Origin of the sequence: Frigoribacterium sp. CFBP 13707, assembly GCF_014842245.1 — a bacterium.
Lineage (GTDB): Bacteria > Actinomycetota > Actinomycetes > Actinomycetales > Microbacteriaceae > Frigoribacterium > Frigoribacterium endophyticum.
The window spans coordinates 1-21252 of record NZ_JACYVL010000015.1; the positions used below are offsets into that span (position 1 = coordinate 1).

At 71.6% G+C, this 21252-nt stretch carries 20 protein-coding genes; 15 read left to right on the forward strand and 5 right to left on the reverse strand.

Going from position 1 to position 21252, the window contains the following annotated elements; genetic code table 11:
• Positions 1–281: 281 nt before the first annotated feature.
• Positions 282–1580, forward strand: a complete 1299-nt coding sequence (locus IFT45_RS15300; protein WP_192129192.1) for a SpoIIE family protein phosphatase — start codon at positions 282–284, stop codon at positions 1578–1580.
• A 60-nt stretch (positions 1581–1640) separates the two neighbouring features.
• Here the strand turns inward: IFT45_RS15300 and IFT45_RS17565 are convergent, their stop codons facing one another.
• Positions 1641–3002 (reverse strand): SpoIIE family protein phosphatase, encoded by a 1362-nt coding sequence (locus IFT45_RS17565; protein ID WP_192129194.1) that lies wholly within the window; start codon positions 3000–3002, stop codon positions 1641–1643.
• A 150-nt stretch (positions 3003–3152) separates the two neighbouring features.
• On the opposite strand from IFT45_RS17565, the gene IFT45_RS15310 reads away from it, so the two are divergent.
• The 7 genes from IFT45_RS15310 to IFT45_RS15340 all read left to right on the forward strand — a co-directional run bounded on the left by IFT45_RS15310 (position 3153) and on the right by IFT45_RS15340 (position 9048).
• Complete coding sequence (locus IFT45_RS15310) at positions 3153–3485, forward strand: STAS domain-containing protein (protein WP_192129196.1); 333 nt, start codon at positions 3153–3155, stop codon at positions 3483–3485.
• Entirely contained in the window at positions 3478–3885 is a 408-nt protein-coding gene (locus IFT45_RS15315; RefSeq protein ID WP_056051933.1) for an ATP-binding protein, read from the forward strand. Before IFT45_RS15310 ends, IFT45_RS15315 begins: the two co-directional genes overlap by 8 nt.
• Before the next feature lie 234 nt (positions 3886–4119).
• Positions 4120–4500, forward strand: coding sequence for a LexA family transcriptional regulator (locus IFT45_RS15320; protein ID WP_056055461.1), 381 nt, complete (start codon positions 4120–4122; stop codon positions 4498–4500).
• Positions 4493–5779: a Y-family DNA polymerase gene (locus IFT45_RS15325; RefSeq protein ID WP_192129198.1), complete on the forward strand. Its 1287-nt coding sequence runs from the start codon at positions 4493–4495 to the stop codon at positions 5777–5779. Before IFT45_RS15320 ends, IFT45_RS15325 begins: the two co-directional genes overlap by 8 nt.
• Positions 5780–5922: 143 nt before the next feature.
• Positions 5923–7806: a BCCT family transporter gene (locus tag IFT45_RS15330; RefSeq protein WP_197982491.1), complete on the forward strand. Its 1884-nt coding sequence runs from the start codon at positions 5923–5925 to the stop codon at positions 7804–7806.
• Positions 7807–7858: 52 nt separating this feature from the next.
• Positions 7859–8404: an RNA polymerase sigma factor gene (locus IFT45_RS15335; protein WP_197982492.1), complete on the forward strand. Its 546-nt coding sequence runs from the start codon at positions 7859–7861 to the stop codon at positions 8402–8404.
• Positions 8401–9048: a hypothetical protein gene (locus IFT45_RS15340; RefSeq protein WP_192129200.1), complete on the forward strand. Its 648-nt coding sequence runs from the start codon at positions 8401–8403 to the stop codon at positions 9046–9048. Before IFT45_RS15335 ends, IFT45_RS15340 begins: the two co-directional genes overlap by 4 nt.
• A gap of 36 nt (positions 9049–9084) precedes the next feature.
• Here the strand turns inward: IFT45_RS15340 and IFT45_RS15345 are convergent, their stop codons facing one another.
• Positions 9085–10356 carry a DUF2254 domain-containing protein gene (locus tag IFT45_RS15345; RefSeq protein WP_192129202.1) on the reverse strand — a complete coding sequence of 424 codons (1272 nt, stop codon included), beginning with the start codon at positions 10354–10356 and terminating at the stop codon, positions 9085–9087.
• Positions 10357–10428: 72 nt separating this feature from the next.
• Between IFT45_RS15345 and IFT45_RS15350 the strand changes: the two genes are divergently transcribed.
• Positions 10429–11451, forward strand: a complete 1023-nt coding sequence (locus IFT45_RS15350) for an LLM class flavin-dependent oxidoreductase (protein ID WP_192129204.1) — start codon at positions 10429–10431, stop codon at positions 11449–11451.
• Between the two features lie 47 nt (positions 11452–11498).
• Here the strand turns inward: IFT45_RS15350 and IFT45_RS15355 are convergent, their stop codons facing one another.
• The gene (locus IFT45_RS15355; protein ID WP_371811049.1) at positions 11499–12290 is read right to left on the reverse strand and encodes a FadR/GntR family transcriptional regulator; all 792 of its coding nucleotides are present in this window, start codon (positions 12288–12290) and stop codon (positions 11499–11501) included.
• A 151-nt stretch (positions 12291–12441) separates the two neighbouring features.
• On the opposite strand from IFT45_RS15355, the gene IFT45_RS15360 reads away from it, so the two are divergent.
• From IFT45_RS15360 to IFT45_RS15375, 4 genes are all read left to right on the forward strand, one after another.
• The gene (locus tag IFT45_RS15360) at positions 12442–13344 is read left to right on the forward strand and encodes a proline iminopeptidase-family hydrolase (protein WP_244638051.1); all 903 of its coding nucleotides are present in this window, start codon (positions 12442–12444) and stop codon (positions 13342–13344) included.
• A gap of 53 nt (positions 13345–13397) precedes the next feature.
• Positions 13398–14861 carry an APC family permease gene (locus tag IFT45_RS15365; protein ID WP_192129209.1) on the forward strand — a complete coding sequence of 488 codons (1464 nt, stop codon included), beginning with the start codon at positions 13398–13400 and terminating at the stop codon, positions 14859–14861.
• Complete coding sequence (locus IFT45_RS15370; protein ID WP_192129211.1) at positions 14858–15844, forward strand: acetamidase/formamidase family protein; 987 nt, start codon at positions 14858–14860, stop codon at positions 15842–15844. Before IFT45_RS15365 ends, IFT45_RS15370 begins: the two co-directional genes overlap by 4 nt.
• Positions 15845–16020: 176 nt before the next feature.
• Positions 16021–18249 (forward strand): hypothetical protein, encoded by a 2229-nt coding sequence (locus tag IFT45_RS15375; RefSeq protein WP_192129213.1) that lies wholly within the window; start codon positions 16021–16023, stop codon positions 18247–18249.
• Between the two features lie 93 nt (positions 18250–18342).
• On the opposite strand, the gene IFT45_RS15380 is transcribed toward IFT45_RS15375, so the two are convergent.
• Positions 18343–19041 carry a hypothetical protein gene (locus tag IFT45_RS15380; protein ID WP_192129215.1) on the reverse strand — a complete coding sequence of 233 codons (699 nt, stop codon included), beginning with the start codon at positions 19039–19041 and terminating at the stop codon, positions 18343–18345.
• A gap of 232 nt (positions 19042–19273) precedes the next feature.
• Here IFT45_RS15380 and IFT45_RS15385 point away from each other — a divergent pair, with 232 nt between their 5' ends.
• Positions 19274–19972, forward strand: coding sequence for a hypothetical protein (locus tag IFT45_RS15385; protein WP_192129216.1), 699 nt, complete (start codon positions 19274–19276; stop codon positions 19970–19972).
• A 35-nt stretch (positions 19973–20007) separates the two neighbouring features.
• On the opposite strand, the gene IFT45_RS15390 is transcribed toward IFT45_RS15385, so the two are convergent.
• Positions 20008–21063 (reverse strand): GTP-binding protein, encoded by a 1056-nt coding sequence (locus IFT45_RS15390; protein WP_192129217.1) that lies wholly within the window; start codon positions 21061–21063, stop codon positions 20008–20010.
• Positions 21064–21110: 47 nt separating this feature from the next.
• Between IFT45_RS15390 and ykgO the strand changes: the two genes are divergently transcribed.
• A complete protein-coding gene (ykgO, locus tag IFT45_RS15395; protein ID WP_056051966.1) occupies positions 21111–21233 on the forward strand; it encodes a type B 50S ribosomal protein L36 in 123 nt (40 codons plus the stop codon).
• The last annotated feature ends 19 nt before the right edge of the window (positions 21234–21252 follow it).

Genomic DNA, 21252 nt, shown 5'->3' on the forward strand with positions numbered 1-21252 from the left:
CGAGGCCGAGGGCGGTCTTGGTGATGGTCTTGCGCGTGATGGTCACGATGGGACTCCTTGTCTGTTCTTCCCGGTGGGGAGGTGACAGGGGTTCGCCGCCACCTCGGGAAGGGGTGGGTGTTCCCAGGTCCTGCTCAGCTTCGCCCACGCCGGGCCCCCCGAACAGGGCACGCCCCGTGCTGGCACGCGGCGGGCCCGCCTGCTCTACTGGTCGTCAGGCACCACCGCTCCGACCGCCTCCTCGGCACCACCAGGTCGGGGCCGCCGGATCAGGGAGAGACATGGACGACCGAGCGGGAACCGATACGGACACCGACACCGCCGCCGCCGACCCGGGCGGCGCCGCCGCCGGCTCGCAGGACGACGGCTGGCACGCCGTCGACGGCACCGCGCCCCTCGACGCCGCCGAGCGCGAGCGCCTGGCCGCCGTCGAGGCCTCGGCCCTGCTCGGCACCCCGCCGGAGGAGCGCTTCGACCGCATCACGCGCTTCGCCCGCGAGCTCTTCGACGTGCCGATGTCGTACCTCAACCTCGTCGACGACGCCTCGCTCGTGGTCAAGTCGCCCCAGGAGCCGGGGGAGGCGGCGCCCCGCTTCCCGTACGGGGCCGCGTTCTGCGAGTACACCGTCCACGGGACGGGCCTCTTCGAGGTGACCGACGCCTCCCTCGACCCCCGCTTCGCCGAGAGCCCGGCCGTCACGGCCTTCGGGGTGCGCTCGTACGCGGGCGTGCCGCTGCGCGCCGACGGCGGGCAGGCCATCGGGACGCTGTGCATCCTGCACCCCGAGCCGCGCCGGCTCACCGGCGAGGAGCGCGGCCGGCTGGTCGACCTGGGGCGGTGGGCCGAGGCGGAGATCCGCCAGGGGCAGGGGCAGGGCCCGGCGTCGGACGTCACCGTCGCCGTGGACCCGACGGCCGCGGGGCAGCGCCCCGCCCTGCACCACGGCGACCTCACGGCCACCGCCCTCGACCGGCCCCACGGCGCGGTGAGCGGCGACCTCCACGCCTGGGCCGAGGGCGGCGACGTCGTCACGGCGACGCTCGCCGACGTGATGGGCAAGGGCGCGGCGGCCGGCGCCCTCGCCGAGGCCCTCCGCCGGAGCCTCTACGAGGGGCCCGACGGCACCGACGCGCCCCCCGCGACGGCGCTCGCCACGGCGGCGCGGGCCCTCGGCCCGCAGCTCGCCGAGGCCGGGTCGTTCGTGACCCTCTTCCACGCCCGCGTCGACACGCGCTCGGGCGACGTCGAGTACGTCGACGCCGGCCACGGCCTCACGCTCCACCTCCGCGCCTCGGGGACGGTCGAGCGGCTCTCGTCGCACGACCTGCCGCTGGGGCTCCAGGACGCGGCCGAGGGCTGGACGACCGGGACGCTGCGCCTCGAGCCCGGCGACGCGCTCGTCTCCGTCTCGGACGGCGTGCTCGACGTCTACGACTCGACGCTCGCGAGCCTCGACCGCGTCGTCGCCGACCTGCGGGCCGAGCGCGACGTCGAGGCCTTCCTCGACGCGTTCTCGGTCAAGGTCGGCGTGGCCCAGGTCGACGACGACGTCACGGTGCTGGTCGTCACGAGGAGCTGAGCGGCCGGCCGGCCGGTCGGCCGGGCGCCGGTGCCGGCGGGGGTCGGTGCGGCCCGGGCGTCAGGGCGCCGTCGGGGCGGCGACGGCCACGGGAGCGAGCACGTCGCCCGCGACCGGCGCCGCGACGGGCTCGCGCCGCAGGGCGACCACGGTCACGTCGTCGTCGTGGCCCAGCTCGCGGGCGAGGTCGGCCAGGGCGTCGACGACCGCCGACGGCCGCGGGTCGCGGCGCGCGAGGGCCGCGACGTGCTCGACGCTGTCGAGCCCGCCGCCGAAGAGGTCGAGCACCCCGTCGCTGAAGCAGACCACGAGGTCGCCGGGGCAGAGGGCGGTGGTCCGCGTCTCCCACGCGTCGTGCAGGCCGAGGCCGAGGCCGATCGGGAGGTCGGGCGTCGACAGGCGCTCGGCCCCGCCGTCCTCCCGCACGACGACGGTCAGGCCGTGGCCGGCGTCGGCCCAGTGCAGCACGTCGCCGCGGAGGCGCGCGTGGAAGAGGGTGGTGAACACGACGGAGTCGGGCCCGTCGGCGAGGTCGGTGGCGAGCCCCTCCGAGGCGCGGACGATGGCGGCCCCGGGGTCGGGGTCGCGGCGTGAGCTGCGCACCGTCGCCCGCACGGCCGCCGCGATGAGACCGGCGCCGACGCCCTTGCCCATGACGTCGCCGAGGGTCATCGCGACCCCGTCGTCGGTGCGGTACCAGTCGAAGAAGTCGCCGCCGACGGTCGTCGAGGGCAGGCAGGTGCCCGCGAGGGCGTAGCCGGGCGTGTCGGCCAGGGCTCCGGGGAGGAGCGAGCGCTGCACCTCGGCGGCGCGGGTGATCTCGGTCCGGACCACCGCCTCCCGCTCCTCCGACAGGCGCAGCTGGGCCGCGTACTGCCGGCTCAGCTCGTTCACGACGAGGGCCAGCGCGGTGTAGACGAGGACGCCGACGAGCAGGCGGGCGAGCTCGGTGACCCGGTCGCCGGCGCTGATGCCGGCGATGAAGGGCGTGAGGATGACGACCATCGAGCCGAGCACCGCCCAGAGCACCGACCGGCGTGGCTCGCGGGCGGCGAACCACACGAGCGGCATCACCAGCAGGGCCGTGAAGACCGACGAGGAGGAGCCGGTCGACCAGCGCAGGACCCCCAGCGCGACGAAGTCGAGGGCGGGCACCAGGAGGGCCCACCCGCCGATCACGGCCGGGCGGGCGGTGGCGGCGGCCGCCCAGAGCGTGGCGACCGCGGTGACGCCCAGGGCGACGAGGAGGCCCGCGCCGCTGGTGACCACCAGCTGCGGGACGGTGAGCGAGAGGACGACGGCCAGGACGACGAGCAGCGCCGACGGCGCCTGCTTCACCAGGGGGGTCACGCCGTACCGCAGGAGGAACGTGTCGAGCGTGGAGCTCCGGCGTGCCCGCGACGGAGAGCGGTCAGAGGTCACCCCCCGACGATAGGTGTCGGCCGCCCCTCTCCGGTACCCCCCGCACTGGAGCGCCGCGGCGGGCTGTGCCGGGGGTCGGCCGCAGCTATGGTGTCGCGGAGGACCGCGCCGACCCGTGCGCCGGGACGACGAGCCGAGGAGGCTGGCTGGATGGATCTCGCTGTCGAGGGAGCGGGCGCCGACGTCGCCGTCGTGCGCTGCACCGGGAGGCTCAACATGGTCTCGGCCCCGGCCCTGCGGGAGGCCGTGACCGGTGCGATCAGCGACGGCCGGCCCCGCGTCGTCGTCGACCTCGCCGGCGTCGACTTCATGGACTCCTCCGGCCTGGGCGCCCTCGTCGGCTGCCTCAAGTCCGCCCGCTCGGCGGGCGGCGACCTGCGCATCGCCTCGCCGTCGGCCCAGGTGCTGATGGTGCTGAAGCTGTCGAACATCGACCGCATCCTCCGCCCGCACGACGACGCGGCGACGGCGTTCGATGAGTGAGCACCAGCTCGTCTTCGCCACGCCGCCGGACGACGTCAACACGGTGCACGACTTCCTCGAGTCGGTCTGGGGCGACGACACGACCCTCACCGACGAGGAGCGCATGGCCTTCGAGCTCGCCCTCGTCGAGCTGACCAGCAACGTCATCGAGCACGCCGCGGCGGGCGAGGGCGTCGCCTGCCGGCTCTCCGTCGCCATCACCGACGGCGAGCTGACGGCCACCCTCAGCGACACGGCCGAGCCCGGCAGCGTCTCGCTCGTCGGCCGCGTCATGCCCGACGAGATGGCCGAGGGCGGCCGCGGCCTCGCCCTGGTCCAGCTGCTCGTCGACGACCTCGGCTACGAGCGGGTGGGCGACTCCAACGTGTGGTCGATCCGCAAGGCGCGCCCGACGGCCTAGCCGAGGGGCGCCGCACGACCGGCCACCTCGGGGGAGGCGACGTCAGTGGAGGCGACGTCGGTGGAGGCGACGTCGGTGGTCTGGCCTAGGTTCTCTCCGGGAGGCACCGTGAGCGAGACGACAGGCGAGGCAGCGCGTGGGGCGTGCCCTGCGCGGCCGACCCGACCCGCGACTCCTGAGCTGCCGCCCGTCGTGCTCGGGCCCGTCGGGGGCGAGGAGCGCGCCGACGCCGACCTGCCGCGAGCCGCGCTCGAGGCTGTCCACGCCGGCTTCCCGTCGCCCGCCCAGGGCTACTGGTCGGGGCCGGTCGACCTCAACCGGCACCTGATGCGCGACCCGACGGCGACCTTCCTGGTGCGGGTGAGCGGCGACAGCATGACGGGCGCGGGCATCTTCGACGGCGACGAGCTCGTCGTCGACCGGGGGCTCGACGCCCACGACGGAGCCGTCGTCGTGGCCGTCGTCAACGCCGAGCTGACGGTCAAGCGCCTCTCGTGGCGGCAGGGGCTCATGGTGCTCAGCCCGGAGAACCCCGCCTACCCCGAGATCGTGCTCTCCGAGCTCGACGAGGCGACCGTCTGGGGCGTCGTCACGAGGTGCCTGCACCGTGTCTGAGCGCCACGTCGCCATCGTCGACGCCAACAACTTCTACGTGTCGTGCGAACGTGTCTTCAACCCCGCGCTCGAGGGCAGGCCGGTGGTCGTCCTCTCGAACAACGACGGCTGCGTCATCGCCCGCTCGCAGGAGGCCAAGGCGCTGAACGTCGACATGGCCGCGCCCTGGCACACGATCGCGCCGATCGCCGCGATGCAGGGCGTCGTCGCGGTGTCGAGCAACTACGAGCTCTACGGCGACATGTCGGCGCGCTCGGCCGAGATCCTCAGCCGGTTCACGAGCCACCAGGAGGTCTACTCGATCGACGAGTCGTTCATCGAGCTGAGCGGCACCGTCGACGAGACCGCCGCGCAGGCCCGCGAGATCCGCCGCGTGGTGCGCAAGCTGATCGGCCTGCCCGTCAGCATCGGCATCGCGCCGACGAAGACCCTCGCGAAGCTCGCGAACCGGGGCTCGAAGCAGGCCGCCGCACTGGCGGGCGTCTGCCACCTGGGCAGCTACTCGTCGGCGCAGCAGACCGCCATCCTCGCCAGCGTCGACGCGGGCGACGTGTGGGGCATCGGTCGACGCACGGCGAAGAAGCTCGTGCCGCTCGGCGTGCACACGGCCGCCGACCTGCGCGACGCCGACGCCGCCCGCATCCGGAAGCGCTTCGGCGTGGTGCAGGCGCGCGTCGTGCAGGAGCTGCGCGGGGTCGACTGCCTGCCGATCGAGGAGGTCCAGCCCGAGCGCGACCAGATCTACCACTCCCGGTCGTTCGCGGTGCCCGTGACGACGGTCGCCGAGCTCGAGGAGGTGCTGTCGGTCTACACGCAACGTGCCGCCGCACGACTCCGGGGGCAGGGCTCGCTGACCCGGATGATGCGCTGCTTCGCCGCCACGTCGCCGTTCGCGACGGAGGCCGGCCACACCAACCACGTCGTGTCGGTCGCCTTCCCCGAGCCGACCGACGACGCGACCACGCTCTACCGGGCCGCGATCGCAGCGCTCGGCCCCCAGCTCGAGCCCGGCAAGCGCTACGTGCGCGCCGGCGTCACGCTGATGGAGCTCACGCCGCGCGCCGAGCACGCGAGCCTCGACGTCTTCGGCGAGGTCGCCGCGGCACCGCCCGCGTACGGCGACGTGCTCGACCGGATCGCCGGCAAGTTCGGCGACGAGAGCCTCGGCCTCGGGGTCGCCGGTCTGCGGCACCGCCGCGGCTGGGCGATGAAGCGCGACATGGTCTCGCCGCGCGCGACGACCCACTGGGACGAGCTCGCGACGGTGACGGCGCGGTAGCTCCTCCGTGATCGAGGTGCCCCTTCCTGGGCTCTCCGGCGAGGACGGAGCCCCAGACGGGGCGTCTCGACGACTCGCCGAGCATCTCGGTGCACGGTGCGCATCATTGCCCGGAACGCGCCGGGAGCCGTCACGATGGAGGCATGGCAACGACCGAACCGCCCTCCTCCGGGGCCCCCGAAGCCCGACCCTCGACCCTGGGGGAGGCCGTCACGACGACCCCCCAGCTCCGCCGCTGGGTGTTCTGGCCCGCCGCGATCGTCGTCCTCGGCTTCGTGGCCTTCACGCTGATCGCGCCCGCCTCGGCCGAGGCGCTCTTCCTCGGGCTGCAGAGCGGCATCGTCCGCAACTTCAGCTGGTACTACGTGCTGATCGTGGCCTTCTTCGTCGGCTTCTCGATCTTCGTCGGGTTCAGCCGCTTCGGCACCATCAAGCTCGGCAAGGACAAGGACGAGCCGGAGTTCTCCACCGGGTCGTGGTTCGCCCTGCTCTTCGCCGCCGGGATGGGCATCGGCCTCGTCTTCTACGGCGTCTCCGAGCCCCTCAGCCACTTCGCCTCGCCGCGCCCCGGCGTCACCGGCACGGAGGACCAGCTCGCGCAGCAGGCCCTCACGCAGACCTTCCTGCACTGGGGCCTGCACGCGTGGGCGATCTACGTCGTGCTCGGCCTCGCGCTCGCCTACGCGATCCACCGTCGGGGCCGTCCGGTCTCCATCCGCTGGGCGCTCGAGCCCCTGCTCGGCGACCGCGTGCGCGGCGGCTGGGGCAACCTGATCGACGTCATCGCCCTGGTCGGCACGCTGTTCGGCGTCGCCACCTCGCTCGGCCTCGGCGTGATCCAGATCGGCGCGGGCCTCGAGGCCGCCGGCATCGCCGACAGCAGCATCGTCAGCCAGATCGCGATCATCGCGGTGATCACCGCGGTGACGATCGTCTCGCTCGTGACGGGCGTGACGAAGGGCATGAAGATCCTCTCGAACTTCAACCTGATCCTGGCCGCCGCGCTCCTCCTCTTCGTGCTGATCGTCGGCCCGACGCAGTTCCTGCTGCGCGACTTCGTGCAGTCGATCGGCGCCTACCTGCAGAACGTCGTCGGCCTCTCGTTCAACGTCACCGCCCAGCAGGGCGCGGCCGGCGAGGAGTGGCAGGGTGCCTGGACGACCTTCTACTGGGGCTGGTGGATGTCGTGGGCTCCTTTCGTGGGCATCTTCATCGCGCGCATCTCGAGGGGCCGGACCGTCCGCCAGTTCGTCTTCGGCGTGCTGCTCGTGCCGACCGCCCTGACCTTCCTCTGGTTCGCCGTGCTCGGCGGCGCGGCCATCCACCGCCAGACCGACGGCGCCGGGGGGCTCATCGGTGCCGACGGCTCGGTCGACGTCGAGGGCTCGCTGTTCGCTCTCCTCGGCGACCTCCCCGCGGGCGCCGTGCTGACCTTCGGCGCCATCCTCCTGATCGGTGTCTTCTTCGTCACGTCGTCCGACTCGGGCTCCCTCGTGATGGCGATGATCGCCTCCGGCGGCGACATCGAGCCGAAGAACTGGCTTCGCGTCTTCTTCGCGCTCGTCGCCGCCCTGCTCGCCGTCGCCCTGCTGCTCACGGGCGGCCTCGACGCCCTCAAGACCGCGGCGATCACGACGGCGCTGCCGTTCAGCGTGGTGCTGCTGCTCACCTGCTGGTCGACGATCATCGCCTTCACGCGTGAGCGGCGGGCCTATGACAAGGCTGAGCGCGACGTGCTGCTCGAGCACGTCGGGGCCTACTACGGCCTCGAGGTCGAGGCGCCGACGGAGGCCGGGGCCCGCGGGCTGGCCCGCCCGTGGGAGGCGGTCAAGGGTCGCCTGCGCGGCTCCCGTCGTGCGACGGGCGACGGCTCGCCCGCCTCGTCGGCCTCGCCGTCCTCCGTGGCTGCCGAGCCGCCCCTCCGCGTGAGCGACGTCTCGGTCGACCCCGCGGTCGACCCGAGCCTCGACCAGCGCCCCACCGACGACGACCGCGGCGAGGGGACGCACGGCCCCGGCCCGCGCTGACGTCGGCCCGGGCGAAAGGCACGCCGGGCGGCGGACATGTGAGGGTGTGGACGTGACCCTGCTGCCCGCCCGAGCCCGCTTCGAGGCCCTCGTGCCCGAGGTCGTCGAGCCCGTGCGCCGGTACCTCGCGCGCCGCGTCGACGCGGCGACGGCCGACGAGGTGCTCGGCGACGTGCTGCTCGTGCTCTGGCGGCGCCTCGACGACGTGCCCGCGGGCGACGAGGTGCCCTGGGCCGTCGGCGTCGCCCGGCTGCAGCTGAGCAACGCCCTGCGGTCGATGCGTCGCCGCGACCGGCTCGTCGCGCGCATCGTCACGGTCGACCCGCCGACCGAGTCGGTGCCCGAGGCCGACGAGGTCGACCCCCGGGTCGCGCTCGTCGCCCCCGCCCTCGCGCGCCTGCGGGAGGTCGACGCCGAGGTGCTGCGCCTGCACGTGTGGGACGAGCTCACCGTCGCCCAGACGGCCGCGGTGCTGGGCACGACGCCGAACGCCGTGTCGATCCGCCTGCACCGGGCCCGTCGACGCCTCGCCGACGAGATCCGGAAGGCGGAGGCGCGTGACGGACATGCACCGGTGACGGGAGGAGACGGACGATGACCACGCACGACGAGCACGAGCACGACGAGCACGCCGAGCACGGCGCCGACGACCTGCTGATGCGGTCCGCCGACCCGGCCTCCTCCCTCGCCCCGCTGCCGGCCCGGCAGCTCGCGCACCTGACGGAGACGACCATGAGCACCGCACCCCGCACCCCCGCCCGCACGGCCCCCGGCCGCTCCGCCGCCGCTCCGGCCCGTCGACGCTCCCGCCGCCTCCTGGCCGGGGTCGCCGGCGGGGTGCTCGTCGCCGCGGCGGTGGTCGGGGTGCTCGTCGCGACCGGCCCGGGGTCGGGCGGGAGGGTGACGACCCTCACCGCGCCTCCGGCGGGCGGACCGGGCGCGATGTGCGCCGTGCCGACCGCGGAGGTGCTGGCGACCTCGACCACGGCCTTCCGCGGCACCGTCGTGGCCGTCGACGGGGGCACCGCCACGCTGCGGGTCGACGACGTCTTCGCCGGCGACCCGGGCGACGCCGTCGAGGTGCCGCAGGGCGACCCCGACGACCAGGTCGACGGGGCGGCGCCCGTCTTCACCGAGGGAGGCGCGTGGCTCGTCGCCGCCTCGGCCGGCGTCGTGAGCTCGTGCGGCCTGACCGGCCCCGACTCGCCGGAGCTCGCGGCGCTCTACGACCAGGCGTTCTGACGCCGGCAGCCGCGAAGGTCGGAGCTGGCTCGGCGCCTAGCGGCCGATGAGGGAGTCGCGGAGCGCCGACGCGTGCTCGTCGAGCAGCCCGGCGCGCGACGGCGGCGCCACCTCGTCGAGACGGGCGATCAGCCGCAGCGCCGCCTCCTGCACCGCCGGCTGCCCGTCGGCGTAGGTGCGCACGGTGTCGAGGACGGACAGGGTGAGCTCCTCCACCGTCGGCCAGCGGACGAGCACGCGGTCGCGGCCCTGGTCGTCCCGGTGGGCGACCACGGCGTCGCTCCGTCGCCAGAGCGGCACGAGCACGCCGGCCGACATGTCGAGCGCGCTCACTGCCGTGTAGGGGTCGTTGCTGCCCGAGGCCAGGCCGCGGACGGCGATCTCGACGAGCTGCTGCAGGGCGAACTCGACGTCCTGGTGCGGCGTCCGCGCGGCGCCGACCGTGATCGCGCGGCGCAGCTCCTGCACCGCCCCGGAGCCGAGGGAGGCGCGGGCCACGACGAGCGCGTCGCCCGCGATCACGTAGCGCCCCGGCATGGCCACGACCTCGACGACGACGTCCTCGCGGGCGGCGACGCGGCACAGCTGCGGCCACGCGAGCTCCTGCACGTAGCCGTCGGCCGAGGCGCGCACGACGGCGCCGCCCACGCCCTCGTCGTCGGGTCGGGGCGGTGCTGCCGACGCCGAGGCCGACGCCGAGGCGGCCTCCCGGCCCCGCGACTCCGTCCGCACGTCGTCGCCCGGCTCGTCGGGCCACACCGTCGCCGCGACCGCGCGGAGGTCGCTGAGCACCCGGGCCTGGAGCGACGTGATCTGCACCGACGCGGCGATGTGGTGGATGAAGAAGACCAGCACCCCCACGTCGACGACGCCGAGGAGCACCGCGACGTGGACGGCGATGACGGGCACGAAGGCGGAGGCGTCGTCCACCTCGGTGTGGACGGTGCGCATGACGACGATGCAGTAGAGGAAGGTCGACGTGAAGGCGGCCAGCACGAGCTGGTTCGACCGGTCGGCCATGAAGTTGCGCACGAGGCGCGGCCCGTAGGTCGACGACGTCGTCGCCAGCACGGAGATGGTGATGGAGAACGACGTGCCCGCCACCGTGAGCATCGACGAGCCGATGCCGGAGAGGAGCGACCTGCCGCCCGAGGCGCTGAGGGCCCCGAGCAGGGGCAGGCCCGCGGTCGTCGACGAGGGGATCGAGCGGTCGACGGTGACCAGCACCTCGGCGAGCACGAGGGCCGCGAGGGCGAACACGGCGGGGAGGAACCAGAACGACTCCCGCACGCGGGTGAGGGACATCATGTCGCCGAGAGTAGGCGTGCCCGTGCCCCCGCGGTCGGGCGAGCCGGGGCCGGCACCTGCGAGGATCGGGCCATGCCCGTCGACGGAACACCCCTGCGGCGCCTCGGCGTCCTCACCATCGGCTCGTTCGACCCCGCCTCGCCGGCCGCGGGCCACGAGGACGTCCTGCGCGTCATCGAGCGCGCCGAGGAGCTCGGCCTCGACAGCGCGTGGCTGCGCCACCGGCACCTGCAGCCGGGCATCTCGTCGCCGGTCGCGATCATGGCGGCGGCGTCGCAGCGCACGAGCCGGATCGAGCTGGGCACGGCGGTGACGCCGATCGGGGCCGAGAACCCCTTCCGGCTCGCGGAGGACCTCGCCACGGTCGATGTGCTGCTGGGGGGCCGCCTCAACCCGGGCTTCTCGTCGGGCACCCCGATGAACTTCGACCTCTACCGCGACGCGATCTACCCCGACACCGCCGACCACGAGGAGCTCGGGCCCGAGCGCCTGCTGCGCCTCCGCGACCTCGTGCGCGGCGACGTCGTCTCGGCCTCGCCGGGCCGTCGCGGCATCGAGGAGTTCAGCGACGTCGTCCAGCCGCACAGCCCGGGGCTCGTCGACCGGCTGTGGTGCGGCGTCGGCAGCACGCGGTCCGCCGTCTGGGCCGGCGAGAACGGGTTCCACCTGCTCGCGTCGAGCGTCACGAAGGCCGAGCGGGGCACGGACTTCGCCGAGAACCAGCGCGCCCAGATCGACGCGTACCGCGACGCTCACCCGGCGGGCGCCTCCGCCCGGGTGTCGCAGGGGCTCGTCGTCGTGCCGACCGACTCGGCCACGCCCGAGCAGCGGGCCCGCTACGCGGCGTACGCCGAGGCGCGCGCCGGCCGCGTGGGCGTGCCGCAGGGACCGGGGCAGCTGCTCTTCGCCGCCGACCTCGTCGGCACCTCGGCCGAGATCGCGGACACCCTGCACGCCGACCCCGCCTACCAGGCGGTCGACGAGGTCGCCTTCGCGCTGCCGTTCGCCTTCGAGCCCGGCGACTACGCGCAGATGCTCACCGACATCGGCGAGCGCCTCGGGCCCGAGCTCGGCTGGAGCCCCGCCGGCGCCTGACGGCGAGCCCTCCGGGGGCCCGACGCCGAGCCCCGCCAGGTCGTCGGTCAGGCGTGGTCGCCGCCGCGCACCACGCGTTCGAGCAGCTCGAGGTCGATGCCGACGTGACGTCGTGCCAGCGCGGCGGCGCGCGCGGCCTCCCCGGCGCAGATGGCCTCGACGATCTGCTCGTGCTCGGCGAGGGCGCGCAGCTCCATCTCGCGCATGCCGTCCGGGCCGCCCCAGAGGTGGGCCGGCGCGGCGATGCTGACCCGCGACTCCAGCTCGAGCAGCACGGCCCGGAGCGTGGCGCTGTGCGCCGCGTCCGCGATCGCGACGTGCAGGCGCTCGTCGGCCTTCTGCGAGGCCAGGCCCGAGGCGGCGGCGCGGTAGCCCTCGAGGCGGTCGCGCAGCACGGCGACGTCGTCGTCGGTGCGGTTCTCGGCGGCGGCCTCGGCGACCGTGCCGTGCAGGCGGCCGATCGCGTCGCTGGTGTCGCGGAGGTCCGACCAGCGGGCGGCGAGCGTCCGCTGCGCGACGGCCGCGGCCCGGTCGGTCGAGCGCTCCTGCACGAACGAGCCGCCGCCGCGGCCGCGCTGGGTCTCGATGAGCCCCTGGTCGACGAGCCGGGCGAGGGCGGCCCGCACGGTCATCCGGCCCACGCGCAGCGAGGCGGCGAGCTCACGCTCCGGGGGGAGGCGCTGGCCGGGCAGGTACTCGCCGGTCGCGATGGCCGTGACGAGGCGGTCGGAGATGTCGTCGACCCGGGTCGACGACTCGAGCGGGGCCTCGAGGACGCCGGGGGAGTCGGAGCCGGGGGAGCCGGGAGAGGCGGTGGCGGCGTCGGTCGTGGCGGTCACCGGGGACCCGGCGCGCGCCTCCGCGGCGTCCACAGACCCGTCCTCCGTCATGCCGCGTCACCCCTCCCCAGCTCGTCGTCGTGTTACGCCCAGGTTAAGTCACGCAGAAAGGTCTTGGCGTGAGACCTTTCGCGGGTGCATGCTGACGCGCATGTCGACGAGCACCGCTGCCACCCTCCCGTTCCGTGACGGCCACACCTGGTACCAGGTCACCACGCCCGACGAGCCCCGCCCCGGCGCCCTGCCCCTCGTCGTGCTCCACGGCGGCCCCGGCATGGCCCACGACTACCTGCGCAACCTGGCGGCGCTCGCCGACGAGACCGGCCGCACCGTGGTGCACTACGACCAGTTCGGCTGCGGCCGCAGCAGCCACCGCCCCGACGCCCCCGTCGAGACCTGGGTGCCCCAGCTCTTCGTCGACGAGTTCGAGGCCGTCGTCGTGCACCTCGGGCTCGAGCGCTTCCACGTGCTCGGCCAGTCGTGGGGCGGCATGCTCGGCGCCGAGATCGCGGTGCGCGAGCCCGCCGGCCTCGCCAGCCTGGCCATCTGCAACTCGCCCGCCTCGATGCAGCTCTGGGTCGACGGTGCCGCCGAGCTCCGGGCCCAGCTGCCCGCCGACGTGCAGGAGGCGCTGCTCCGGCACGAGGGCGCGGGCACGACCGGCGACCCCGAGTACCTCGCCGCGACCCAGGTCTTCTACGAGCGCCACGTCTGCCGCGTGGTGCCGATGCCCCGGGACTTCGTCGACAGCGAGGAGCAGATGGAGGCCGAGCCGACGGTCTACCACACCATGAACGGCCCGAACGAGTTCCACGTCATCGGCACGATGCGCGACTGGACGATCGTCGGCCGCCTGCCGAGCGTCACCGCGCCCACCCTCGTGGTCGCGGGCGAGCACGACGAGGCGACGCCGGCCACCTGGCAGCCCTTCGTCGACGGCATCGACGGCGCCGTCTCCCACGTCTTCCCCGGCGCCAGCCACTGCACGCACCTCGAGCAGCCGGAGGAGTTCCGCCGCGTCGTCGCCGGCTTCTTCGCCGACCACGACGCCTGACCACCACCACCCCCTCCCCGCACCGTTCCTCCCTCACCCCGAAGAGAGACACCATGTCCGAGCGCACCGAGTCCCCCGAGCTGAGCGCGCAGGCGCAGCTCGAGCAGTACGGCTACAAGCAGGAGCTGAAGCGGTCGGTCTCGACCGGCGACCTGCTCGTCTACGGCCTGATCTTCATGGTGCCGATCGCGCCCTGGACGATCTTCGGCACCGTCTACAACGCGTCGTCGGGCCTCGTGCCCCTGGTCTACCTCGTGGGCCTCGTCGCGATGATCTTCACCGCCCTCGCCTACGCGCAGATGGCCAAGTCGATCCCCCTCGCGGGGTCGGTGTTCTCGTACGTGGGCCGCGGCATCCACCCCACGGTCGGCTTCTTCGCCGGCTGGGCGATCCTGCTCGACTACCTGCTCGTGCCGACGCTGCTCTACGTGTTCGCCGCCGAGTCGATGGTCGGCATCTTCCCCGGCACCGCCCGCTGGATGTGGGCGCTGATCTTCGTCGCGATCAACACGGCCGTGAACCTGCTCGGCATCACCTCGCTCAAGCTGATGAACCGCGTCTTCCTCGCCATCGAGGTCGTCTTCATCGTCATCTTCGTGATCATCGCCGTGACCGCCCTCAACGGCGGCACCATCCCCGGCGCCGAGTTCAGCGTCAGCCAGGTGTGGGACCCGTCGAAGGTCACCGGCCCGCTGATCGCGTCGGCGCTCTCGATCGCCGTGCTGTCGTTCCTCGGCTTCGACGGCATCTCGACCCTCGCCGAGGAGTCGACCGGCAAGCGAGGAGGCGCGGGTCGAGCCATGATCATCGCCCTCGTCATCGTCGCCTTCCTGTTCGTGCTGCAGACCTGGCTGGCGAGCGCGCTCGCCGCGGGCCGCGACTCCTTCCCCGAGGGGGAGGCCGGCAACGCCTTCTTCGACCTCGTCGCCCAGGCGTCGTCGAGCGGCTGGATGACCGCCTTCTTCGTCGTGAACGTGCTCGCCGTCGGCATCGCGAACGCCATGGCGGCGCAGGCCGCGACCTCGCGCCTGCTGTTCTCGATGAGCCGTGACCGGCAGCTGCCCGCGGTGCTCTCGCGCCTCAACTCGCGCCAGGTGCCGCAGGCCGCCATCCTCGTCGTCTCGGTGCTCTCGGCGATCCTCGTGCTGTTCTTCGTCGGCCAGATCGACGTCATCTCGTCGCTGGTCAACTTCGGCGCCCTCTTCGGCTTCATGCTGCTGCACCTCTCGGTGATCTGGCACTACGTCGTGAAGGGGAAGTCGCGCAACTACCTGCTGCACCTCGTCGTGCCCGTGGTCGGCTTCCTGATCATCGGCTACGTGCTCGTCAACGCGGCCCCCGCGGCGAAGATCGGCGGCCTCGTCTGGCTCGTCGTCGGCGCGGGAGTCTTCCTCTTCTACAAGATCCGGGGAGGCGCGGCGCCGACCCTGGGGCAGGTCGACGAGGGCGACGGGTCGGGAGCGGCCGCCACGGCGACCCCGGCGGCGGACACCCTCGAGAAGGAGGCCGGGCGGTGAGCGACGCGCACCGCGACTCCTCGGGGTCCGGGCCGGCGTCGGCCTCGTCCGGCGCCTCGGGCGTCCACCACGTCCTCGGCAACGAGCTCGGCCGGCCCGGCTTCAGCGCCGCCGTCGAGCCCGTGCTGCGCATCACCCCGGGCACGGGCGAGACGATCGGCTTCGAGACCAGCGACGCCGTCTACGCCGAGCTGCACGACCACCACGACCTGACGCAGCTGTCGGTGCCGATCAACCCCGTCACCGGCCCGGTCTTCGTCGAGGGCGCGATGCCCGGCGACGCGCTCGCCGTGACGGTGCACGACATCCGGCTCGTCGACCACGGCTGGTCGGTCAGCCTGCCCGGCTCGGGCGCCCTGCAGCACGTGATGGGCGACGAGATGTTCACCCGTCGCGTGCCGATCGACGCGGAGGGCGTGCACGTCACCGACCGCCACGTCTTCGCGCCGCGGCCGATGATCGGCTGCATGGGCACCGCGCCCGCCGAGGGCGAGAACTCGACGATCATGCCCGCCTACCCGCAGGGCGGCAACATGGACGTGACCGAGAACACCGTCGGCTCGACCGTCTACCTGCCCGTGATGGTCGAGGGCGCGTACCTCTCGATCGGCGACGTGCACGCGATCATGGCCGAGGGCGAGTCGTCGTTCGTGGCGATCGAGGCGCAGGGCACGGCCGTCGTGTCGATCGACCTCGTGAAGGGCGCCCGGCTGCGGGCGCCGCGCATCGAGACCGCCGACGACTGGATCTTCGTCGGCCTCGGCGACCCCGTGCAGGAGAGCGTCCGGCGCGGCTACGAGGACGCCTTCTCCTTCCTGGTCGACGACCACGGCTGGTCTCGCGGCGACGCCTACGCGGTGCTCAGCGCCGTCGGGCACTCCCGGCTCGGCGGGCCGACCGGCTCGGTCGCGCCCGACCCGCTGCACCCGTTCGCGGCCGTCGGCGCGGTGACGCTCCACCGCGTGCCGAAGTCGGTCCTGTAGGAGGCGCGGCGCGGGCCCGGAGTTCCTCTGGCCCGGGCAGTGATGTGAATCCTCCTGGGTCTGGTCGCAACTTTTTGACGGTTCCGGCCGTGTCTTGCTATTGGACAAGGGACAGACATGGCCTGTGCCTCTAGTCTCGACGTCGAACGCTTTTATCGTCGTTACAAGGGGGAGTTATGGTCGATATGCACGGGCTCGAAGAGGCTTTACGAACCGGTGACTGGCTGGAACCACAAGGCCAAGACGATAATCTTGACGCGAAGCTAATCAGATCTACTCTACTTAAATTTCAAGGATCAGGTGACCCTCGAGGATTGCGTATAAAAGATATGCATATTCGCGGCAAACTTGACCTCGCTGGTATGCAGCTCCCGCATAACCTCGAAATGGTTTCGTGCCATTTCGACACTGAAATAGAATTGTCAGGGGCCTCGTTGAAGGGGCTCAACCTTAGTGGCTCACACCTGATGGGCTTACGACTTTTTGCGATTCGCGCCGAAGGGAGCATTCTCCTCATCGAGGCGGTGTCACAAGGCCCTGTAATGGCCAGCCAATCCAGAATACAAGGTCAATTGTGTCTTGATTTGCTTGTCATTAACAGCGACATAGAATGTGTAGTCCTCGATGGCGCAAAAATTGCCCACGGGCTAACTCTCAATGGAGCGAAGATTGATGGCGAAGTACGAGCCGTAGGGGCTGAAGTCAACGGCATCATATCCATGGACGATGCTGTGATCGAGAACTTCGATGGAGATGCGCTCTGCCTGGACAGGGCCCGTATACTGGGCTCAGTCCGAGGATACAATGTGACAATGACCGGAGCTCTTCGGGCCGTTAGCATGGATATAACTGGATCTTTAGAACTTGATGGCGCAGTCATAACTAACCGCGACTGTTCCATTGTGTTGCGTCAAAGCAAAATAGGCCAAGATTTGGACTTAACCGGTGTGAGCCTGTTTGGGCCACTTCTCCTCGATGCTATTCAACTCGGGTCTGCTCTTATCTTCGAAACAAGTGTCGTAGACAGTCCCGCAGGCATCTCCCTTTCCCTTGCCCGCGCTGAACTCGGGGGAGGACTAAGTGTTTCAAGTTCTGCTTTTAAGGGGCAGATATTCGCCTCAAGCCTTGAGGTTGGTGCGGGAATTTCGCTTCGCAACGTTATGGTTCGAAGCCAAGATCCGTTGGCAATGATCCTTGATTCAGCGACAGTACGCGAGGGGTTTCTGTCGCGTGATTGTGTCCTTTTAGGTGGTATTCAAGCAATTGGTGCCTCGTTTGCTCGACGAGTCGAACTGAAGGACCTGAAGATATCCTCGCAGTTTTCGCTTGTCTTCGATGACTGCGACTTTGGGGGCGACTTCACGATTCGGAACGCAACCTTGACGGGTGAAGTAAGGGCTCTCAATGCACGTGTGAGAGGTCAACTGCGTGTTCTAGAGTCGTCCGTGGAAGCGCCTGATGGTGACGCAGTCAGCTTCAATACAGCAGTACTTACTGATTTGGCCGTCTTTCAAGACCTTGAACTCACGGGGACTTTGCAATTGACGAGTTCTCGCTCCGAGAATGGTCTGATACTGAACGATATAAAGGTGACAACGGCTTCGCCAGTTGCGATCGCGTTGCAGGACGCCACAACTAGCACTTTGCGACTCGGCCAACTTATATTGGGCCAAGCGGGGTTGGATCTGGGTGGTGCTAGAATAAGCCACCTAAAAGTCGAAGACGCCTCCACGTTGGTCTTGCCGCGGATTGCTGACGCTCAGGGTCTCTCCATCGCGAGTTGGAGTGGTTTCGTCGCGGGTGACCGAAAGGCAGCTCGGGCCTGGCTTGATACTATATCGAGCTTAAGTGGCAGGTCGGGGCAGCAGTTTCAGGGACAGCCTTGGCGTGAGTTTGCACGGCTGTACCGGGATGCGGGTCGCCCTGAGGATGCTCGCTGGTTACAGTTTTGCGCGGCGCTTAGAATTACTGCGTCTTCACCCGTGAGATCTAAACTAATACGCATTCCCTACGGACTGCTAGTCGGGTTTGGTTATTACCCTCTTCTTGTCATTCCCTGGTTAGTAATTGCATGGCTCGTCGTCTTCGGAGTCGTTTCGAGTAATCAAGCTTCTTTTACTCCTACCGCATCGAATGCATCGACAATGTCGGTTGTCGTAGACGGCAGGGTAGACAACGTTTACGTCACAGGGGCGACGAATGTTCCTAAGGGCTATCCAAAATTGCGTCCCAGCATCATCGCCTTGGAGACTGCGCTTCCTGCTATTTCGGCCGGTCAGACAAACGCTTGGCGAGTCACAGGGAGTTCGTGGCTGCCCCTCGTGCTCGCGGCCGTGAGGGCCTTTGGCTGGCTGCTAACGGCTCTTTTGCTGGCGGGGCTCACCGGTATCCTAAGGAAGGAGTGAGGAACGCGACATGAACCCTAAGGGAACCTATGCAACCCTAAGGGAACCTATGCCACGCAGGTAGCCTTAAGTGTTGATCAACACACACTCGCCTCAGCTCGAGAGGTGCGTCAGGATCGACCCGAGCAGGTCGTCGGTCGGGTAGTTCGACTGCCCGACGGCGATGAAGAGGTCGCCTCGCACGAAGTAGGTGTCGGTGCTGTCGGTGCCGTACATCGCGTCGACGGTGGTCTGCTGGCAGAGCCGACCGTCGTGGGCCTCGGAGCAGCTGGCCCCGCGCGCCTCCGCCTGCTGCAGCAGGGCGGCGCTGGTGGCCTCGTCGAGACGGCCCAGCTGCACCGACAGGCCGGTGACGTCCGCCGCCGGGTCGCGCCAGAGGCAGTCGAGCTCCGCCGCAGTGTCGGCGATGACGAAGGGGGCGTCGGCGGCCGCGGGGACGCCGGGCGTGCGGGCGCCACGGGCGCTGCCGTCGCGCCGCGGGTACGCCTCCGGGTTCAGCGGCGTGGAGCCCATGGTCGCCTGGTACGTCGCCGTGTCGACGATCTGCGTGCAGTCGGTCGGGATGGTGACGACCGGCGACGCGTCGGGAGCCGCGGTCGCCGTGGGGGCCGGGGTCGTGTCGGGCTCGGCGGTCGGCGTCGGGGCCGGCGTGGGAGCGGCGTCGCCGGTGGCCGTGGCCGTCGGGGTCGGCGACGCCGTGGCGTCGCCCCCGGGCGTCCCCGAGCAGCCGACCAGGGCGAGCACGACGAGGGCGGCGGCCGCGACGGTGGTGAGCGGGCGGACGTGCGACATGGTGGTTCTCCTCGACGGGCAGGTGCCGTGCGCACCCCTGGCGCTCGCGGCGGGCCCTCGGTCGGGCCCGGTGCTCACGCTAGTGAGCGGGGGAGAAGTCGCCCGTCAACCTCGGGGATGATCCCTGCCCGTGCCGGTCACGATCTGGTCACGCCGACCCGGTGTCGGACGACGGCCCGCTACGGTCTCCCCGTCGGCCTGCAGCGGCCCGACGCCGGCCCTGAGGAGGACCATGCTCTCGCTCCGCTCCGCACCCGTCGGTGCGACCCGTCGGCGACCGTCGTCCCGTGCCCTCGGCGGCCTCGTGCTCGTCGTCGGCATCGCCCTCTCGGCGGCCGGTTGCGCCTCTGCCGACGGCGCCGCCTCCGCCTCCCACCGTCAGGTGTCGGTGGCGGGCCACGGCTCCGGCGAGGCCGAGGCGACCCAGGCGGCCACGGTGAGCCCGACGCCCAGCTCGGAGGGCGAAGGGGCGGCGGTCGCCGCTCCGGCCTCCCTCCCGACGTCGTGCGACGACGTGCTGCCCCCCGCCGAGGCCGTGGCCGCGGTGGGCGACCGTCCGGTCGTCGAGCTCGAGCCCCGCGCGGAGGCGGACGCCGTCATGAAGAGCGAGCGGCCCGTGCTGGCCGCCGAGGCCCTCGCGTGCCTCTGGTCGTCACCCGGCTCCGACCTCGGCACGAGCGTCGAGTACAGCGTCGTGGCCCCCGAGGTCTCCGACCAGTACCTGTACGACCTCAGCCTCGAGGGCTTCGCCTGCACCGAGTCGCTCGGCGGGCAGCGCTGCGCGTACTCGCACCCCGGCACGGCGGGATCGTCGGCGAACGCCGGGCTGCTGACGATCTTCGAGCGCGACGGCGTCGTGATCACGCTGACGGAGTTCGGCGACGTGTCGGGCTCGCTGCTCCAGGCCGTCGTGCACCGCTTCTGGCCCTGAGCCCGTGGCGGCTCGGCTCCTCGGGGCGAGCCAGCTCAGTGGGCGTGACCGTGCCCCGGCCGCCCCGTCGCGTCGTCCCAGGTCGGGAAGGGGTCGACCAGGTCGCGCCACGAGGCCGGGTCGGCGAGCAGCTCGGCGTCCGTGAGGAGGCACTCGTCGAGCGCGCGACGGACGAGTCCGGCGTCGAGGTCGAGCCCGAAGAACGCGATCTGCTGGCCGTGCGGCGACTCCGGGTGCCACGACGGCCGTGACGTCGGGTCGAGGCTGAGCATCTGGCCGACGCTCGACCAGGAGCCGACCCGGTCGGCCCGGGTCGCGAACTGGGTGAAGCCCCGTGACCGGAGCACGGTGCCGGCCGGCCCGGGGGTGAACGTCTGCTCCAGGGCGACGGCCAGGCGCTCGGGGTGGAAGGGCCGCTCGTCGCGGTAGACCACCGTCGACACGGGGTCGCCCTCGACGACGTCGGGGGCGTCGTCGGCGAGGGCCCGCATCCAGCCCGCGGAGCCGGAGAGGGCCGAGGCGCGGCCCGGCGTGGGCAGGCAGCCCGCCGTCAGCGACGTGATCGGCAGCACCGTCGCGGTCGGGGCCAGCACCCCGAGCAGGGCCGCGAGGAGGCGGTGCTCGCGCTCCGTCACCGCGCCCACGTCGGTGAGCACGACGAGGGTCGCGTGCTCCACGAGCTCCACGACGTGCTCGGCCGCCGCGAAACGGTCGTCCGTGCCGCGCAGCACGAGGTCGGCGAGGTCGTCGGCGCTGACCACGCACGCCACGTGCTGCAGCAGCGACGCCCCGTCGGGGCGGCCGAGGTCGTGGTCGAGCAGCGAGCCGAGCAGCAGCGCCGTCGAGCGGGTCGGGGTGCCGGGGCGCAGCTGGACGGCGACGTCCACGGGCTCGCCGCTCCGGGCGAGGTCGAGCACGGCACGGTGGACCTCGTCGACGGCGTCGTGCACGTCGGGCCCCGGGGCCAGCCGGTGGCTGTCGGGGCGGGCGAGCGTGTCGGCGACGTGCTGCAGGGCCGCCTCCTCCTGCCCGGCCACGAGGGTGACCCCCCGGTGTCGTGGGAGGCGCGGGCTCGGCAGGTCGTGTCTCATGCGGCTACCCTAGATGAAAAGCATTCTCAACAACACGGAGGTAGCCCATGAAGGTCCGCAACTCGCTCAAGGCGCTGAAGCTCGTCCCCGGCTCGCAGGTGGTGCGCCGGCGCGGTCGCGTCTACGTCATCAACAAGGCGAACCCGCGCTGGAACACGCGCCAGGGCTGACCTCTGACGCCCGGTGCGG

Coding starts and splice junctions, on each gene's coding strand:
- IFT45_RS15385 (WP_192129216.1), top strand. CDS start 19,274: ATGCTCTCGCTCCGCTCCGCACCCGTCGGTGCGACCCGTCGGCGACCG.
- IFT45_RS15300 (WP_192129192.1), top strand. CDS start 282: ATGGACGACCGAGCGGGAACCGATACGGACACCGACACCGCCGCCGCC.
- IFT45_RS15330 (WP_197982491.1), top strand. CDS start 5,923: ATGGCAACGACCGAACCGCCCTCCTCCGGGGCCCCCGAAGCCCGACCC.
- IFT45_RS15375 (WP_192129213.1), top strand. CDS start 16,021: ATGGTCGATATGCACGGGCTCGAAGAGGCTTTACGAACCGGTGACTGG.
- ykgO (WP_056051966.1), top strand. CDS start 21,111: ATGAAGGTCCGCAACTCGCTCAAGGCGCTGAAGCTCGTCCCCGGCTCG.
- IFT45_RS15365 (WP_192129209.1), top strand. CDS start 13,398: ATGTCCGAGCGCACCGAGTCCCCCGAGCTGAGCGCGCAGGCGCAGCTC.
- IFT45_RS15315 (WP_056051933.1), top strand. CDS start 3,478: ATGAGTGAGCACCAGCTCGTCTTCGCCACGCCGCCGGACGACGTCAAC.
- IFT45_RS15340 (WP_192129200.1), top strand. CDS start 8,401: ATGACCACGCACGACGAGCACGAGCACGACGAGCACGCCGAGCACGGC.
- IFT45_RS15310 (WP_192129196.1), top strand. CDS start 3,153: ATGGATCTCGCTGTCGAGGGAGCGGGCGCCGACGTCGCCGTCGTGCGC.
- IFT45_RS15345 (WP_192129202.1), bottom strand. CDS start 10,356: ATGATGTCCCTCACCCGCGTGCGGGAGTCGTTCTGGTTCCTCCCCGCC.
- IFT45_RS15390 (WP_192129217.1), bottom strand. CDS start 21,063: ATGAGACACGACCTGCCGAGCCCGCGCCTCCCACGACACCGGGGGGTC.
- IFT45_RS15360 (WP_244638051.1), top strand. CDS start 12,442: ATGTCGACGAGCACCGCTGCCACCCTCCCGTTCCGTGACGGCCACACC.
- IFT45_RS15380 (WP_192129215.1), bottom strand. CDS start 19,041: ATGTCGCACGTCCGCCCGCTCACCACCGTCGCGGCCGCCGCCCTCGTC.
- IFT45_RS15350 (WP_192129204.1), top strand. CDS start 10,429: ATGCCCGTCGACGGAACACCCCTGCGGCGCCTCGGCGTCCTCACCATC.